Source organism: Virgibacillus carmonensis (assembly GCF_057836705.1).
In genome coordinates, this window is the sequence record NZ_JBYQFJ010000005.1 from 64,714 (window position 1) to 81,102 (window position 16,389).

Consider the following 16,389-nt stretch of genomic DNA (forward strand, 5'->3'; position numbering starts at 1 on the left):
TTCGTCAGTGACACTCTTTGAACTAGAATATTTTTTTTCTATCGCGTTCCTCCTTCAGTATTTCTACAGCCTCTCTAAACCGCATAGAATGAACGACTTCCCGTTCACGTAAGTAACTCAGACTGTCATTTAAGTCTGGATCATCACTCATATTAATAATCCACTGATAGGTTGCTCTTGCTTTTTCCTCAGCTGCGATATCCTCATATAAATCAGCAATTGGATCACCTTTAGCTTGAATGTAAGATGCTGTCCAAGGTGCACCTGCTGCGTTCTGGTAATATAGTGCTTTACTGTGGTTAGCATAATACGCTCCAAGACCTGCTTCTTCGATTTGCTGTGGTGTGGCATCTTTCATAAGTTTATATATCATGGTGGCAATCATTTCAAGATGTGCAAATTCTTCTGTTCCAATATCATTCAACAACCCAACAACCTTATCTGGAATGGTATAGCGTTGATTTAAGTAGCGTAAGGCGGCAGAGAGCTCTCCATCCGCACCGCCATATTGTTCCATCAAATATTTAGCTAAACGAGGATTACATTCACTAACTTTTACTGGATATTGTAACTTTTTTTCATAATACCACACGAAGATTCCCCTCCTGTTCTTTGGATATAAGTTCCATCTTTGCTAAACCTGCCAAGGCCAAGGAGTGTTATCCCAATCCCACGGATAATTGGAATAGCTTCTTCCAAAGTTCATCAATGGGCCAAACTTTTTTTCAAAAGCATTCTTTAATTGTTTACTTTCTTTTACTTTTAGATTAAACTGTTCGATTGCATCATAATCCTGATTATGTGTATCTAAATATAGGTTTAATTCAACCAAGACAAAGTCGACCTCCTGAATCTCCTCGAGTAGCTGATAATATTCAGGAGGCATCGTTTTATTCATTGGAGTCACCTCTTTTTACGGAATGTGGATCTGGCCATGGACTAGATAGATCTGGCCATAAGGTTCCATGAAATAAAGCAGTTTCTGGATCAAATTGTGATAATCCAGGAGGTTGAAAGGTAATATATAATTGTGGGGGTGTAGGATAGCTTTTTATTTTAATTGGTGGACATGGATCATATGGACTAATGTATGGCTCCCAATATTTAAATTGCGTAAACATACAAATCTCCTTTCGTTATGTTAATTCGTGATCTATTCATATGTATGATTGGACAATTTGTCCTATTCTGTAACTTACTAAATAATATTTCTGAATATGGAACAAGAGAGGATAACAGATAAATGACATATCTTTTGATTTTAGGAATATGTGGAGTAACGGTAATCATTTATATGGTTTATTTAGCCCATCATGATACAATAGATTATCAAACCGTCACAGATGTTCCATCTGGGTTTGATCTTTTTCGGGTTTTTTTCGTTTCGGATATACATCGTAGAAAATTAAATCAAACTACGCTAAATAAAATTGATGAAAAGATTAATCTCATCATTATTGGTGGAGATTTAACAGAAAAGGGCGTACCCATTGAAAGGGTACGACGAAATTTGGAATTGTTAAAAGAGTGGAATAAACCAATTTATTTTATTTGGGGTAATAACGATTATGAAGAAAAGCCTGAAGCATTATATCAGTTACTACTACAGGAAAACGTAACTATTTTAGCGAATAAGGCAGAACGTATTGTTTCGAATAATGGAGACGTGCTTAACTTGGTCGGGCTCGATTGTTGTAAATACAAAGAAGCACGTTTTGATTTAGCTATGAAAGATGTTGAGAGTAATTATACGATATTGATAACACACGCTCCAAGTGCTTTTTATGATATGTCCGAAAGTGATAAAGCAGATGTTCATCTAGTTTTAGCTGGACACACACACGGGGGACAAATACGGGTATTTGGATATGGTTTATATGAAAGTGGGAGCTTTAAAAAGAAAAGAAACACATTTGTATTGGTTAGTGAAGGTTATGGTTACACTAGACTACCATTTCGATTAGGAACAAGATCTGAATGTCATATTATAACATTTAAACAAAAACCGTAAAGAGTATGTGCAATATACACTTTGGTTGCATATAGTATTACTAGTAGTTAAAAGGTTTCAAAATACAGGTCATATTAGTGTGTGAAGGGGGTTTCTATAATGCGTATTGAACGTGTATCAAATGATCAATTTACCATATTTCTAACCTTTGATGATTTAATTGAACGAGGATTCACAACACATGAGCTGTGGAATGATGTTAAAAATGCGGGTAATTTATTTAGTGACATGATGTACGAAGCTAGTACCGAGCTTGGCATTGAATTAGAAGGAATGCTCCTTGTACATGTGCAATTGATGCAAGCACAAGGAATGCATGTATATGTAACACAGAAAATGGAACACACAAATTGGGATGAGGATTTTATTGAAATGAAAGTTACATTAGATGAAAGTAAAGAATTAATATTTTCTTTTCAGGAATTTGAGGACTTAATTCAAGTATCCACGTATCTGGCTAATATTTCAATTACAGGTGGAAAAGTATACTTTATGAACAATCGATATTATATTTTACTGCAGGACGCGGAAATAAATATGTCTTACAAGGAAAATGTGATTGCGATTTTGTCTGAGTTTTCTTCACCAAGTATCGTGACATCTGCCAGATTAAATGAATATGGAAAAGTAATCATGGAAAGCGATGCAATCAATCAAATAATTGCTAATTTTTATTAACTGAAAATGATTGCAAATGACCCATAACACCATTTAATCCATGATAATTGACATCGTTTTCAATTAAAAAAATTAATTGGAGAAAAAAGCCTTTCTTTTATTGCATATTTATGATGAAAGTGTATACTAATCTCTGAGTACAGCTATATATATATAATATTGAGTAGATTTACTAGGAGGTAAATTCATGGTAGCCGATAAAGCAGCAGATTCTACTAATGAACAAGGCAATAAAAACAATGTATTAACTTCAACAAGGACTGTTGTAAAAACCGCATTAGAAAAGTTGGGTTATCCTGATGAGGTATTTGAACTTTTAAAAGAACCTATACGAATGATGACTGTTAGAATCCCAGTCCGAATGGATGATGGGTCAATGAAAATTTTCACTGGTTATCGCGCTCAGCACAATGATGCAGTTGGTCCTACTAAAGGCGGCATACGTTTCCATCCAGATGTTACGGAGACTGAAGTAAAAGCGCTTTCTATTTGGATGAGTTTAAAAGCCGGTATCGTAGACCTTCCATATGGGGGAGGAAAAGGTGGAATTGTATGTGATCCTCGCGAGATGTCATTTCGTGAATTGGAAGGTGTCAGTCGTGGATATGTGCGGGCAATAAGTCAAATAGTTGGTCCGAATAAGGATATTCCTGCACCAGATGTTTTCACCAACTCACAAATTATGGCATGGATGATGGATGAATACAGTCGTATTGATGAATTTAATAGCCCTGGGTTTATTACAGGGAAACCAATTGTTTTAGGTGGATCACACGGAAGAGAATCTGCAACTGCAAAAGGTGTTACGATTTGTATTAATGAAGCAGCGAAGAAAAAAGGAATTGATGTAAAAGGCGCTAGAGTCGTTGTTCAAGGATTTGGAAATGCTGGTAGTTTCCTTTCAAAATTTTTGCACGATGCTGGTGCTAAGGTCGTAGGTATTTCAGATGCATATGGTGGGCTTCATGATCCAGAAGGTCTTGATATAGATTATCTATTAGACAGACGTGATAGTTTTGGAACTGTTACTAAATTGTTTGATAACACAATTTCAAATCAGGATTTGCTTGAATTAGACTGTGATATTTTAGTTCCTGCCGCGGTAGAGAACCAAATTACAGAAGAAAATGCACATAAAATTAAAGCGAGTATTGTAGTTGAAGCTGCAAATGGTCCAACTACATTAGAAGCTACAAAAATTCTTTCCGATCGTGGTATTCTACTTGTTCCAGATGTTCTTGCATCAGCTGGTGGTGTTACCGTATCTTATTTTGAATGGGTACAAAATAATCAAGGGTATTATTGGGAAGAAGAAGAAATAGAAATAAAACTTAACAAGATTATGGTTAAGGCGTTTAATTCAATCTATAACACAGCTGAAACAAGACGCGTTGATATGCGCTTAGCTGCTTACATGATTGGTGTAAGAAAAATGGCCGAAGCTTCACGTTTCCGTGGTTGGGTATAAAAGCAAGAAGTGAAAGAGCGACTCTTTAGGGGTGAAACGCATAAGTAGGGAACCGGAGAACGCGATAGATGAAGTTCGACTAGGATCGGCTTTGAAGAAACCGAAATAAATGACGAAGAAACTCTTATCATGTATAGTTAGATAGGAGTTTTTTTTTGTGTACTTTTAGAATAAAGGAAGTGTAGTAGTTGCAAAAGGAACATACCATTATTGTGGGCGGTGGCCCGTGTGGCATGTCATGTGCTATAGAATTACAAAATCAAAACATAAAAGCCTTAGTCATTGAAAAAGAAAATATTGTAAATACCATATATAATTTTCCGACACACCAAATGTTTTTTAGTTCGAGTGAAAAACTAGAAATAGGAAATGTTGCTTTTATTACTGAAAGACAAAAGCCAGTACGAAATCAAGCATTAGCCTACTATAGATCAGTAGCTGAGAGACAAAAATTGCGGATCAATACTTTCGAAAAAGTACTGACTGTTAAGAAAAAGGACCAACTTTTTTATGTGCATACTGAAACAGCTAACGGTGAGGAAATAGATTATCAATCAGAGAATGTAATTATAGCTACTGGATATTATGATCAACCGAATTATATGAAAATTCCAGGTGAAGATCTTGATAAAGTTATGCATTACTTTAAAGAAGCTCACCCGTATTTCAAGAAAAACGTTTTGGTAGTCGGTGGTAAAAACTCTGCGGTTGATGCTACATTGGAGCTCCACAAAGCTGGAGCAAATGTGACGGTTTTATACAGGGGAGAAACGTATTCGAAAAGTGTAAAACCATGGATTTTACCTGAATTTGATGCGTTAGTACGTAAAGATAGAGTGAAAATGGAATTTAATGCAGAAGTGTCAGAAATAACGGATTCACACGTTTTCTATGAAGTCAATGGTGAGAAAAAATCTATTGCCAACGATTTCGTTTTTGCCATGACTGGATATAAACCGGATCATGACTTTTTAAAACAAGTTGGGGTGAAAATTGATGCAAACAGTGGACGTCCACAATTTGAAGAAAAAACCCTTGAAACGAATATCCGGGGTGTTTTTGTAGCGGGTGTAATTGCAGCTGGGTACAATAATAATGAAATTTTCATTGAAAACGGAAGACATCATGGAGAGTTAATAGCTAATTCAATTGCAAAAAAATCATGATCACAAATGCACTGTGAAGAGGGGATATTACGTGAAAAAGGTAGTAGTTTTAACAACTGGAGGAACAATTGCAAGCAAAAAAAATAATGATTCTGGATTACTTGAATCAGGTGTTATCAACGGAGATGAGTTATTGGAGCTATGCGATATTCCTCATGATATAGATATAGATATTGAGGTTGAATCAGTGTTGCAAAAAGCAAGTATGCACATCACATATACCGATTTGTTACTTCTAAAACAAAAGATAGATCTACATTTGACTAAACCTGAAGTCGATGGTGTAGTGGTTACACATGGTACGGATACTTTGGAAGAAACGTCTTATTTTTTAAACTTGGTTACCAATCATTCAAAGCCCATTGTAGTTACTGGTTCACAACGTTCTCCTGACGAGATAGGTACAGACTCATTTGTGAATATAAAACATTCTATTCTTACTGCTTGTAGTAATGATTTAAGTGATGTAGGAGTAGTAGTTGTATTTAATGAACGAATATTTCATTCTAAGTACGTTAAAAAAGAACATGCATCTAACATACAGGGCTTTAATTCTTTTGGGTTTGGTTATTTAGGTATAATTGATAATGGGTACGTGCATGTACATCAAAAACCAATTAATAATGAATATTTTCAACTGAAAAAAAAGCTGCCAGAAGTTGATATCATTAAATGTTATATGGATGCAGATGGTAAATATATTCGAACAGCAAGGGAATCAGACATTAAAGGATTAATAATTGAAGGCGTTGGACGAGGCCAGGTGCCACCTAACATGGTAAATGAGATAAAACGTTGCATAGAAAAAGGCATCAAGGTTGTCATTACGACATCAGCTGAAGAAGGCGAAGTATATACGACATATGATTATTTGGGTAGTGCATATGACTTATACAAAAACGGTGTTATTTTAGGAAGAGATTACGATAGTAAAAAAGCTAGAATTAAACTCATGGTTGGGCTAGCTAGTGAATATCCTAATATAGAACGTATATATGACCCCTCTTATTATTAAGTTTTCATCAGTTCAATTCCTACTGGTTTAGTTTGTATTTTCAGGAGAGTAAGTTAATGTTACTATTGAACTAACTTATTTGGAATGAGGTTAGGACTATGCTTGCCATTTTATCAGCTGGTGTTGCACCTGCATTTGCGTTAATGTCCTTTTTTTATTTAAAGGATCGTTTTACAGAACCCTTACATTTAATCATTCGTAATTTTATATATGGTGCAATTTTAGTATTTCCAATTATGTTTATGCAATATGCATTGCAAGCAGAAGGGATTGGAAATAGTGACTTTGTTCAATCCTTTTTTATCATCGCATTTATGGAAGAATTTTTTAAGTGGTTTATTTTCATCTATATAATTTATCATCATACTGCATTTGACGCGCATTACGATGGCATTGTATATGCTGTAGCAATAAGTTTAGGTTTTGCAACAGTAGAAAATTCTCTATACTTATTATCTAATGGCATTGAATATGCCTTTTCTCGGGCGTTATTTCCAGTATCCTCACATGCATTATTTGGTGTTATTATGGGATATTATTTTGGTAAAGCTAAAATGGATGTTACACATAAAAAAATGAATTTAGCATCTGCTCTTTTTATTCCTTTTCTCCTGCATGGTATCTATAATTATATATTGTTTAAAGTTACAAGTGATTGGTTAATCTTATTGATTCCATTTATGATTCTTTTATGGATTATGGCTCTCAGGAGGGTAAAAGTAGCCAATGCTTTGAAAATCAAAAAAAATGCCACATTACCGAATAAAAATGTATAAAGTGAATCCTTTGTTTACCAAAATAAAGGATTTTTTTAATGAAAAAAAACAAAGGTTTCGTCACTATCATATTTCAATCTTGGAGTTTTTCTTTTATTTGATGCATAAAAAAAACAACATGTTCGAAAAATAGGGTTATGAAGTTCAGAAGCTGTCAGGAGGAAAATTAATGCTGCGAAAAATAGGGCTGGTAATAATGAGTATATATTGTATGACTTTTCTAGTACATTCGACTAATTCAAATCATTCCGTGTCTGCATTTACCCAACAGGTGATTCAACAAGGGGCAGTGGGTGATAATGTTATCGAATTGCAGTCTAGATTACAATATATAGGTTTTTACAATGGCGAAATAGATGGGGTATTTGGATGGGGGACTTATTGGGCATTACGAAACTTTCAGTATGAATTCGGACTTAAAGTCGATGGATTAGCAGGTTTGACTACTAGGCAAAAATTAGTAGACGCAAGTGAATACGATTATAGTGGGGCGAATAATAAAGGAGCCTCTAACGCAAATAATACAACCAACACAAAAAGTTCAAACGCAGCATCTGCTCCAACTGCGATTAACGTACCTGAAGGTTATTCACAAAATGATATTCAACTAATAGCAAATGCGGTTCACGGAGAAGCTCGAGGCGAACCTTATGTGGGGCAAGTAGCAGTGGCTGCAGTTATTTTGAATCGGGTGGAAAGTGCAACATTCCCAAATACAGTCTCAGGTGTAATTTTTGAGCCTAGAGCATTTACTGCTGTAGCTGATGGTCAGATATGGTTAACACCTGATGAAACTGCTAAACAAGCAGTAATTGATGCTATTAATGGATGGGATCCTTCTGGTAATGCATTATATTATTTCAATCCAGTTACTGCCACCTCGGATTGGATATGGTCAAGGCCACAAATCAAAAAAATAGGAAAACATATATTTTGTAAATAGAAAGGAGTGATCACATTGGTTAGATGGATTTTGATAACTGTTCTTACAATAGGTATAGTAGGGGTAGGAGTTTGGGGTTTTCAAGAGCATCAGGAAAAAAATGCAATCCTAATTCAAGCCGAAAATGACTATCAGCGAGCATTCCATGAATTGACCTATCACGTGGATTTACTTCATAACAAGATTGGCAGTTCCTTAGCAATGAATTCACCAAATAGCCTGTCACCACAATTAATTGAGATTTGGAGAATAACATCCCAGGCATTGTCTGATGTAGGTCAATTACCACTTGCGTTAATTCCATTTAACAAAACAGAAGAGTTTCTTGCGAATATAGGGGATTTTACGTATAAGACTGCTGTAAGGGATTTAACAACAGAACCATTATCGGAAGAAGAAACGAAAAGATTAAATAAATTATATGAACAATCAGGTGATATTAAAAAAGAGTTGCGGGAAGTACAGCATTTAGTATTAAAAAATAATTTGCGATGGATGGACGTACAACTTGCTTTAGCCTCTACGGACCAACAGGCAGATAACACAATTATTGATGGTTTTAAGACAGTTGAAAAGAAGGTGGAAGGTTTTACAGAAAGCAATGTAGAGCTTACTGGTAATTCTTCTAAAGAACATGATTATGAATTTTTATCTGGGGACGACGTCAGTAAGGAAGAGGCTCTAAAACTAAGTAGAAAGCTTTTTAATGTGAATAAGGATGCGAAACTTAATATAACTAAAACTGGAAAAGGTGCTGATTTTCCAATGTATAGCATTTCTTATCGAGGATCGGATAAAAATGCGTATATGGACATGTCACAACAAGGTGGGCATCCCATCACACTATTAGTTAATAGACCTATCAATCAAAATAAAATCAGTTTAAATCAAGGACTTGAGAAAGCAACCGCTTATTTAAATGAACAGGGTTTTGGGAATATGGTTACTTTTCAAAGTGACGAATATAGTAATATAGGCGTATATTCGTTTTTGTATGAGCAGGATGGAGTGCGAATATATTCTGATGAAATAGAGGTTAAAGTTGCATTAGATAACGGTGATATTATAGGAATGACCGCTAGAAACTATTTCATGAATCATAAAGAACGTGATATACCGTCACCAAGTATTTCTGAGGAAGAAGCAAAGGATCAAATTAATCCGGATGTGGAGATACATGAACAAAATTTGGCTGTTATCGATAATTCCATTGGTGAAGAAGTTTTAACTTATGAGTTTATGGGTGTCTTAAATGATGAGACATTTCGTATATTCATCAACGCAATGGATGGAACCGAAGAGAAAATAGAGAAGTTAAATGGTACCGAAGTTAATTTAGATTTAGTATTATAGGGGAGGAATTTTTCTTTCCCTTTTTTATGTTCCCACGTTGCGTGGACACAGTCCATACGCGCTTGCACTTTTTTTATTTTCTGTAATAATAGGTATATAGTAGTGACTTTTCGAAGGGTAGGGGGGATATTATGGATATAGGTACATTACTTACACTTACCGCGATTGACCCAATGACAGAGGTCAATACAAAATACCGCTGTAAAATTATAGAGAAAAACGAACATTATTTGTTTATTGATTATCCTGTAAATAAAAAAACTAAAAGAACAGCAATATTGCCAAAAGGAACTTATTTACAGATTTCCTATATTGGAAGTGATCAATCAGTTTATTCATTTAGCACAAAAGTTGTTGCGAAAGTAAATGTAACTATTCCCGCATTAGCCATAAGCATCCCAAAGAAAACGGAAATTAAACGAATTCAACGTCGTGCATTTGTACGAATAGAAACTGCAGTAGATGTATCTATCCATAGCAATGAACCGAACTCAGATTCTTTCGCTACAGTTACTTCAGATATAAGCGGTGGTGGGATGTCGGTTATAATACCTGGGAACAATATGTTACAGGAAAATGATGATTTGGATGTATGGATTGTCCTACAGATGCAAAATGGGGAATTTCAATATATTCATACGCAGTCTAAAGTGGTTAGAGAGTTTACTGATAAGAACAATGTGCATCTAGCCTCCATTATGTTTGCGGATTTATCTAAACAAGATCAGCAAGTAGTAATTCGTTATTGTTTTGAGAAACAAAGAGAGTTACGATCAAAAGAAATGACGTAACCCACTGAAAAAATAGACCATGAAATCTTATTTATGTTATATTTAGAATAGCATTTCATTTTTTCTAACTTGGCATTTGCCAAGTTTTTTTAGTAAAATGGAGTAGAAAATAAATCTACGGACACTCGCTTTTCTTAATGAGAGGAATGAATAGAATTAATGAAGGAAAGTAAAATAGCAATAGCAATTGATGGACCTGCTGCAGCAGGTAAGAGTACAGTTGCTAAATTAGTCGCCAAAAAGCTAGCTTATATTTATATTGACACTGGTGCAATGTACCGAGCGTTAACATTAAAAGCATTTAAGCAACTTGTATCATTAGAAAGTGAGGCTGATTTAGCAACGCTTCTAACGTCGACAACAATCGAACTTAAACAATCAAAAGATGGACAAAAGGTCTATTTAGATCAACATGATGTAACAGAAGAAATTCGTTCTCTAGAAGTTACAAATAATGTTTCTCATGTTGCGAAACATGCCAGTGTACGTAAAGTTATGGTTAAGCGTCAACAGGCTTTAACGGAAAAACGCGGAGTTGTAATGGATGGTAGAGACATTGGTACTCACGTAATTCCAGATGCAGAAGTCAAAATATTTCTGCACGCAACGGTTGATGAGCGAGCAAAGCGACGTCTAGAAGAAAATATTGCAAAAGGTTTTAACTCAAACATTGAGGAATTAAAAAAAGAGATTGAACAACGCGACTTAATCGATACAAAACGAGAATCAGCTCCATTGATTAAGGCAGAGGATGCTGTTGAAATAGACACAACTTCATTATCCATTGATGATGTAGCAACACGAATATTGAATGAAGCTTTGAGGGTATTAGAAGGAGAAAGAAAATAGGATATGAGTCAATATCTTATTTCATCGTAGACTACTTTACTTGACAAATAATTGTAAATATTAGAAGTTATAAAAAAGAATGTTTTATATTTGTTGTTATATGTATTATAAGGAGGCTTTTAAAATGAGTGATTTAGGAAATGAAATGATGGAAGTGAACGTCGGTGATACAGTTACAGGGACTGTTGTAAAAGTTGAAGATAAACAGGTTTTAGTTGATATTGGCTATAAAACGGAAGGAATTGTTCCCATTGGTGAATTATCCAACCTTCATATTGACGTTTCTAGTGATATTGTAAACGTGGGAGATCAACTTACATTGATGGTTAAAAAAGTGGAAGATGATGATATCATCCTTTCAAAAAAAGCGGTTGATTCGGATGAGGCGTGGGTAGAACTGGAAGAAAAACATAAAAATGATGAAATCTTTACTACTGAAATAAAAGAAATAGTAAAAGGTGGACTAGTTGTTGATGTGGGACTAAGGGGATTTATTCCTGCTTCTCTAGTTGAAACATATTATGTGGATGACTTTTCGGATTATATAAATAAGGAATTAAGCGTAAAGATTGTCGATTTAGATCGAGAACAGAACCGGGTAATATTGTCTCATCGTGCAATAGTAGAAGAAGAATCAGCTGCACAAAAACAGGATATTCTGCAATCTTTGGAAGAAGGACAAGTATTAGAAGGAACCGTACAACGAATGACAAACTTTGGAGTTTTTGTTGATATTGGAGGCATAGATGGATTGGTTCATATATCACAGCTATCGCATCAACATGTTGAAAAAGCTTCAGATGTTGTTTCAGAAGGTCAAGTATTAAAAGTGGAGGTTCTCTCGATAGACCGTGATAATGAGCGTATTTCATTATCTCATAAGAAAACGTTAGCAGGACCATGGACAGGTATTGAGGAGAAAGTATCTCGTGGCGATATACTGGAAGGTGTAGTTAAGCGCCTTGTAAATTTTGGTGCATTTATTGAAGTTCTACCAGGTATAGAAGGGTTAGTTCACATTTCACAAATCGCTAATCGCCACATTGGTACTCCGCAAGAGGTATTAGAAGTAGGGCAAAAAATAGAAGTCAAAGTACTAGATATTAACGAAAAAGAACAAAGAATGTCATTAAGTATTAAAGAAATTGAACAAGAACAGGCTGCCGCTGAATATAAGAAATATGAAAAAGATGATGAACAGTCCAGTTTTCAATTAGGCGATATGATTGGGAACAAACTTGACAAATATAAAAAATAATTGAAAGTTGATGCAGCGTAACCCTTTCAAATATAGGGTTACGTTTTTTGTTGCTTAAATTTATAGCCTAAATATTTATGAGCTTATGTGTTCCTGAACAGTTTAAATTTGTCAGGAATTTGTCATACTTAGAGATAGGTGATGAAAATGGCTAATGGTTTATTCTTTTATTGGTTTAGTTGGTTGTTGTGGGTCTATATAACATTCGTGATGAGGAAGGGCAAAGATCGTACATTATTTGCACTATGGATTCTACTTATTTTGAGTGGTTCATCCGTTTATGTATCCGTCCTAGGGTACAAAATTGGATTGTCTTATTTGTTTTTAGTTTTTGGTGCTATGTTTTTATTGGCAAAAAACAGGCATTTATTCTATCACTTATTTTGTTCATTAACGATTATGATACTATATATGGCCATTATATTATGGGGAAATTATTTTCCATTATGGATGATGCTCTCTAAAACATTTATTTCTCCTATGATTATTGTTTTTGTCACCTTACTTATGGTGTCTAAAGGATTTTATAGTAGGGTTTCCATTATATTACTAGGAATCAGTAGTGGTGAAATAATGTATGGTTTTATTATGTCAAGCTATGCAATCAAAGAACCAATTGGTGGGTATGTATTTTTTGATAGTGTGCTAATTATGCTATTTTTGATTATAGGAGTTGAAGTAACATATAGCCTAAGGGCTAAAATTAAGTCTATTGTGCTTATCTATAAAAAATCTTTTCATGTATTAAGTGAAAAATAATGTCGAATAGACAATTATGACTGCCACGAAAACAATTGTTTATATTATGTTCTTTTGCTAGAATTAATAAAGTTATAACAAGTATGGTACGATATAAAATTATGATTTAAAAGAAAGGATGTTCCTTTCATGAGGAAATCTGTAGTAGCAATTGTAGGAAGACCAAACGTTGGTAAATCAACCATTTTTAATAGATTAGTTGGAGAACGTATATCAATCGTTGAAGATATTCCAGGTGTCACAAGAGATCGCATTTATGCTGAAGGTGAATGGTTAACTTCTACCTTTAATGTGATTGACACTGGGGGTATTGAAATTGGAGATGAGCCTTTATTAGTTCAAATGCGCCATCAAGCTGAAGTGGCAATTGATGAGGCAGATGTTATTATCTTCTTAGTTAATGGTAAAGAGGGGATAACAGCTGCTGATGAGGAAGTTGCGAAGCTTTTATATAAATCGAACAAACCGATTGTTTTAGGTGTCAATAAAATTGATAATCCTGAAATGCGTGAAAGAATCTATGAGTTCTACTCCCTCGGATTCGGAGAACCGTTCCCAATCTCAGGTGCTCACGGTCTTGGATTAGGTGATATGTTAGATGCAGTTGTTGGAAACTTTCCAGAGCGAGAGACAGAAATACCAGATGAAGAAACGGTGTATTTCAGTCTAATAGGCCGCCCGAATGTTGGAAAATCTTCACTAGTTAACGCATTATTAAATGAAGATCGTGTTATTGTAAGTGAAATGGAAGGTACCACACGGGATGCCATCGATACACACCTTCATAAAGATGACCAAGACTTTGTTATAATTGACACAGCTGGCATGAGGAAACGCGGGAAAGTGTATGAGACAACCGAAAAATATAGTGTATTACGTGCGTTAAAGGCTATTGAACGTTCAGATGTTGTATTAGTATTAATCGATGCAGAAACTGGTATTCGCGAACAGGATAAAAAAATTGCAGGATATGCGCATGAAGCAGGTCGTGCAATCATAATCGTGGTTAATAAATGGGACACAATAGATTCAGATGAAAAAGCTATGCAAAATTTTGAAGAAAAAGTTCGTGCCCATTTTCTATTCTTGGATTATGCACCTATTGTCTTTTTGTCGGCTAAAACTAAAAAACGGTTGCATACGTTAATACCTGCAATCAAAATGGCTAGTGAAAATCATTCAATACGTATAGCAACTAACGTCTTAAATGATGTAATTATGGATGCTATAGCAATGAATCCAACGCCAACACTAAAAGGAAAGCGGCTAAAGGTATTGTATGGGACGCAGGTAGCCGTGAAACCGCCAAGCTTTGTGATATTTGTTAATGATCCAGAATTAATGCATTTTTCTTATAAACGATTTTTAGAAAACAAAATTAGGGAAGCATTTGGCTTTGTTGGAACACCAATTAAAATCTTTGCAAGAAGAAGACAATAAAGGAGAGACAAATCATGAGTAAAGTAGCTGTATTAGGAGCTGGAAGCTGGGGTACTGCCTTAAGTATCGTATTAGCTGATAACGGCCATGATGTTCGCTTATGGACACACCGTACAGAACAAGCTGATATTATTAACTCCACGCATAAAAATGAAAAGTATTTAGAGATCATGATTCCTAAACAAATAAAAGCCTATGATGACATAGCCAAGGCGGTTGAAGATGTTTCTGCAGTAGTAGTTGTTGTACCATCTAGTGCGATTCGAGATGTTTGTGCTAAATTAAATGATTATATTTCTTCAACTACAACGATTGTTCATGCTTCAAAGGGAATTGAACCAGAGTCATTAAAAAGGATTTCTGAAATGATGGATGAAGAAATGACAAACTATGCCTATGAAGATATTGTTGTTTTATCTGGTCCAAGTCATGCAGAAGAGGTTGGAAAGCGTCAACCAACTACCGTTACCGTTTCATCTTTAAATGAAAACAATGCTGAGATAATCCAGGATTTATTTATCAATGAGGCTTTTCGAGTTTATACAAGCCCAGATATTTTAGGTGTTGAACTAGGAGGAGCATTAAAGAATATCATAGCGCTTGGAGCTGGTATTTCAGATGGACTGGGATATGGGGATAATGCTAAAGCTGCATTAATAACTCGAGGTTTAGCCGAAATTGCTCGATTAGGTACTTCACTAGGAGCAAACCCACTTACTTTCCTAGGATTACCAGGAGTTGGTGACTTGATCGTTACCTGTACAAGTGTCCATAGCAGAAATTGGCGTGCAGGTAATTTGCTGGGTAAAGGGAGAAAGCTTGAAGAAGTTTTAGATCAAATGGGGATGGTTGTCGAAGGTGTACGAACTACAAAGGCTGCCCATCAATTTGCTGAAAAACAACAAATTGAGATGCCGATTACAAATGGACTATATAGCATCCTATTTGAAGATGAAAAACCTAAAACGGTTGTAGACCAATTGATGAGTAGATCGAAACGGGAAGAAATGGACGATTTAGCTGCATTATTAAGTAAGAATTATTCTTAAAGCACGCAGGTAATTTCCTTGCATATACTATGTTGACTAAACATTGCAAGGAGGAAAGCGTGTGAGTAATTTTAAAGATAATCTTTTTAATAATATAGAAAAGAAATCTAACATTAAACAAGATGATATTTACAAGGTTGCAGATTCAGTTAAGCATGCCAATTTTTCGGACGAAAAAACAGTCAGGAACCTTATTAGACAGTTGTCACGAATGGCAAATAAACCAATATCAAAAGAAAAAGAAGACAAAATTGTACAATCTATAACTAAAAATAATATGCCTGTCGATATGCAATCGTTAAATAAACTTTTTAAAAAGTAGTTTTCATGGGCAAGTGATGATGCAAAGAATCGTGAGCTCGCATAATATAAATCGCACAAGCATTCATGGATAAAGTTGCTGAGGATTTTATTTAGTCTGACTGAGATGGGGCCTGCCCTCTTCATCTCGGTCGTTTATTTTGTTTAAGAGGCACTACTGGAATACTGCGTAATGAGCTACATCCATGCTTCGTGCGCTAGATTTTGTTTAATTTTAGTCACAAACGTTTGACTGATTAACTGTTCTCATATGTTATAATACGGTTGGCATTCAATAACCGTAATTTTAGGAGGAAATGATATGTCGACTTCCATGCTGAAAATGTATATTTCTTTTGTTGGTATGGGACTTTTGATTTTGGCAATTGGCCTAATTTTGCTTAGTAGATATAAACTAACAGGATGGTTTGCTGGTATTGTAGCAACTGTCGCATACATAAGCTTACTGTTGGGAAGTGTCATAATCGTTTATATTGTACTTAGTGGGCCAACGGGGTAAATGGTTTAGGAGG

Annotated in this window: 19 protein-coding genes; 16 read left to right on the plus strand and 3 right to left on the minus strand. The window is 35.1% G+C overall.

Annotated elements, in window-relative coordinates; genetic code table 11:
- Positions 1-22: 22 nt before the first annotated feature.
- Genes AC3G7N_RS05510 through AC3G7N_RS05520 form a run of 3 tightly spaced genes read right to left on the minus strand, consistent with a single transcriptional unit; the run spans position 23 to position 1,121 of the window.
- Positions 23-592: a manganese catalase family protein gene (locus AC3G7N_RS05510; protein ID WP_489421143.1), complete on the minus strand. Its 570-nt coding sequence runs from the start codon at positions 590-592 to the stop codon at positions 23-25.
- A 42-nt stretch (positions 593-634) separates the two neighbouring features.
- The gene (locus tag AC3G7N_RS05515) at positions 635-898 is read right to left on the minus strand and encodes a spore coat protein CotJB (protein WP_489421144.1); all 264 of its coding nucleotides are present in this window, start codon (positions 896-898) and stop codon (positions 635-637) included.
- Positions 891-1,121: a spore coat associated protein CotJA gene (locus AC3G7N_RS05520; RefSeq protein ID WP_489421145.1), complete on the minus strand. Its 231-nt coding sequence runs from the start codon at positions 1,119-1,121 to the stop codon at positions 891-893. Before AC3G7N_RS05520 ends, AC3G7N_RS05515 begins: the two co-directional genes overlap by 8 nt.
- Before the next feature lie 122 nt (positions 1,122-1,243).
- On the opposite strand from AC3G7N_RS05520, the gene AC3G7N_RS05525 reads away from it, so the two are divergent.
- The 16 genes from AC3G7N_RS05525 (at position 1,244) to AC3G7N_RS05600 (ending at position 16,376) form a co-directional block, all read left to right on the plus strand.
- Entirely contained in the window at positions 1,244-2,011 is a 768-nt protein-coding gene (locus AC3G7N_RS05525) for a metallophosphoesterase (RefSeq protein WP_489421146.1), read from the plus strand.
- A gap of 99 nt (positions 2,012-2,110) precedes the next feature.
- On the plus strand, positions 2,111-2,689 hold the full coding sequence (locus tag AC3G7N_RS05530) for a genetic competence negative regulator (protein ID WP_489421147.1): 579 nt from the start codon (positions 2,111-2,113) through the stop codon (positions 2,687-2,689).
- A 187-nt stretch (positions 2,690-2,876) separates the two neighbouring features.
- A complete protein-coding gene (locus tag AC3G7N_RS05535; protein ID WP_489421148.1) occupies positions 2,877-4,157 on the plus strand; it encodes a Glu/Leu/Phe/Val family dehydrogenase in 1,281 nt (426 codons plus the stop codon).
- Between the two features lie 188 nt (positions 4,158-4,345).
- Positions 4,346-5,323 carry a YpdA family putative bacillithiol disulfide reductase gene (locus AC3G7N_RS05540; RefSeq protein WP_489421149.1) on the plus strand — a complete coding sequence of 326 codons (978 nt, stop codon included), beginning with the start codon at positions 4,346-4,348 and terminating at the stop codon, positions 5,321-5,323.
- A 31-nt stretch (positions 5,324-5,354) separates the two neighbouring features.
- Positions 5,355-6,338, plus strand: coding sequence for an asparaginase (locus AC3G7N_RS05545; RefSeq protein ID WP_489421150.1), 984 nt, complete (start codon positions 5,355-5,357; stop codon positions 6,336-6,338).
- Between the two features lie 98 nt (positions 6,339-6,436).
- Complete coding sequence (gene prsW, locus AC3G7N_RS05550; RefSeq protein WP_489421151.1) at positions 6,437-7,114, plus strand: glutamic-type intramembrane protease PrsW; 678 nt, start codon at positions 6,437-6,439, stop codon at positions 7,112-7,114.
- A 196-nt stretch (positions 7,115-7,310) separates the two neighbouring features.
- The gene (sleB, locus tag AC3G7N_RS05555) at positions 7,311-8,057 is read left to right on the plus strand and encodes a spore cortex-lytic enzyme (protein WP_489421293.1); all 747 of its coding nucleotides are present in this window, start codon (positions 7,311-7,313) and stop codon (positions 8,055-8,057) included.
- Positions 8,058-8,072: 15 nt separating this feature from the next.
- Entirely contained in the window at positions 8,073-9,410 is a 1,338-nt protein-coding gene (gene ypeB / locus AC3G7N_RS05560; protein ID WP_489421152.1) for a germination protein YpeB, read from the plus strand.
- A gap of 131 nt (positions 9,411-9,541) precedes the next feature.
- Positions 9,542-10,201 carry a flagellar brake protein gene (locus AC3G7N_RS05565; RefSeq protein ID WP_489421153.1) on the plus strand — a complete coding sequence of 220 codons (660 nt, stop codon included), beginning with the start codon at positions 9,542-9,544 and terminating at the stop codon, positions 10,199-10,201.
- Positions 10,202-10,360: 159 nt separating this feature from the next.
- On the plus strand, positions 10,361-11,050 hold the full coding sequence (gene cmk / locus AC3G7N_RS05570; protein ID WP_489421154.1) for a (d)CMP kinase: 690 nt from the start codon (positions 10,361-10,363) through the stop codon (positions 11,048-11,050).
- 124 nt (positions 11,051-11,174) lie between these two features.
- Entirely contained in the window at positions 11,175-12,308 is a 1,134-nt protein-coding gene (gene rpsA / locus AC3G7N_RS05575) for a 30S ribosomal protein S1 (protein ID WP_489421155.1), read from the plus strand.
- 147 nt (positions 12,309-12,455) lie between these two features.
- Entirely contained in the window at positions 12,456-13,067 is a 612-nt protein-coding gene (locus tag AC3G7N_RS05580) for a YphA family membrane protein (protein WP_489421156.1), read from the plus strand.
- 129 nt (positions 13,068-13,196) lie between these two features.
- A complete protein-coding gene (gene der / locus AC3G7N_RS05585; protein ID WP_489421157.1) occupies positions 13,197-14,507 on the plus strand; it encodes a ribosome biogenesis GTPase Der in 1,311 nt (436 codons plus the stop codon).
- Positions 14,508-14,521: 14 nt separating this feature from the next.
- Positions 14,522-15,556 (plus strand): NAD(P)H-dependent glycerol-3-phosphate dehydrogenase, encoded by a 1,035-nt coding sequence (locus AC3G7N_RS05590; RefSeq protein ID WP_489421158.1) that lies wholly within the window; start codon positions 14,522-14,524, stop codon positions 15,554-15,556.
- Positions 15,557-15,617: 61 nt separating this feature from the next.
- Positions 15,618-15,878, plus strand: a complete 261-nt coding sequence (locus tag AC3G7N_RS05595; protein WP_489421159.1) for a stage VI sporulation protein F — start codon at positions 15,618-15,620, stop codon at positions 15,876-15,878.
- A 300-nt stretch (positions 15,879-16,178) separates the two neighbouring features.
- Complete coding sequence (locus AC3G7N_RS05600; protein ID WP_489421160.1) at positions 16,179-16,376, plus strand: DUF2768 domain-containing protein; 198 nt, start codon at positions 16,179-16,181, stop codon at positions 16,374-16,376.
- Positions 16,377-16,389 lie beyond the last annotated feature (13 nt).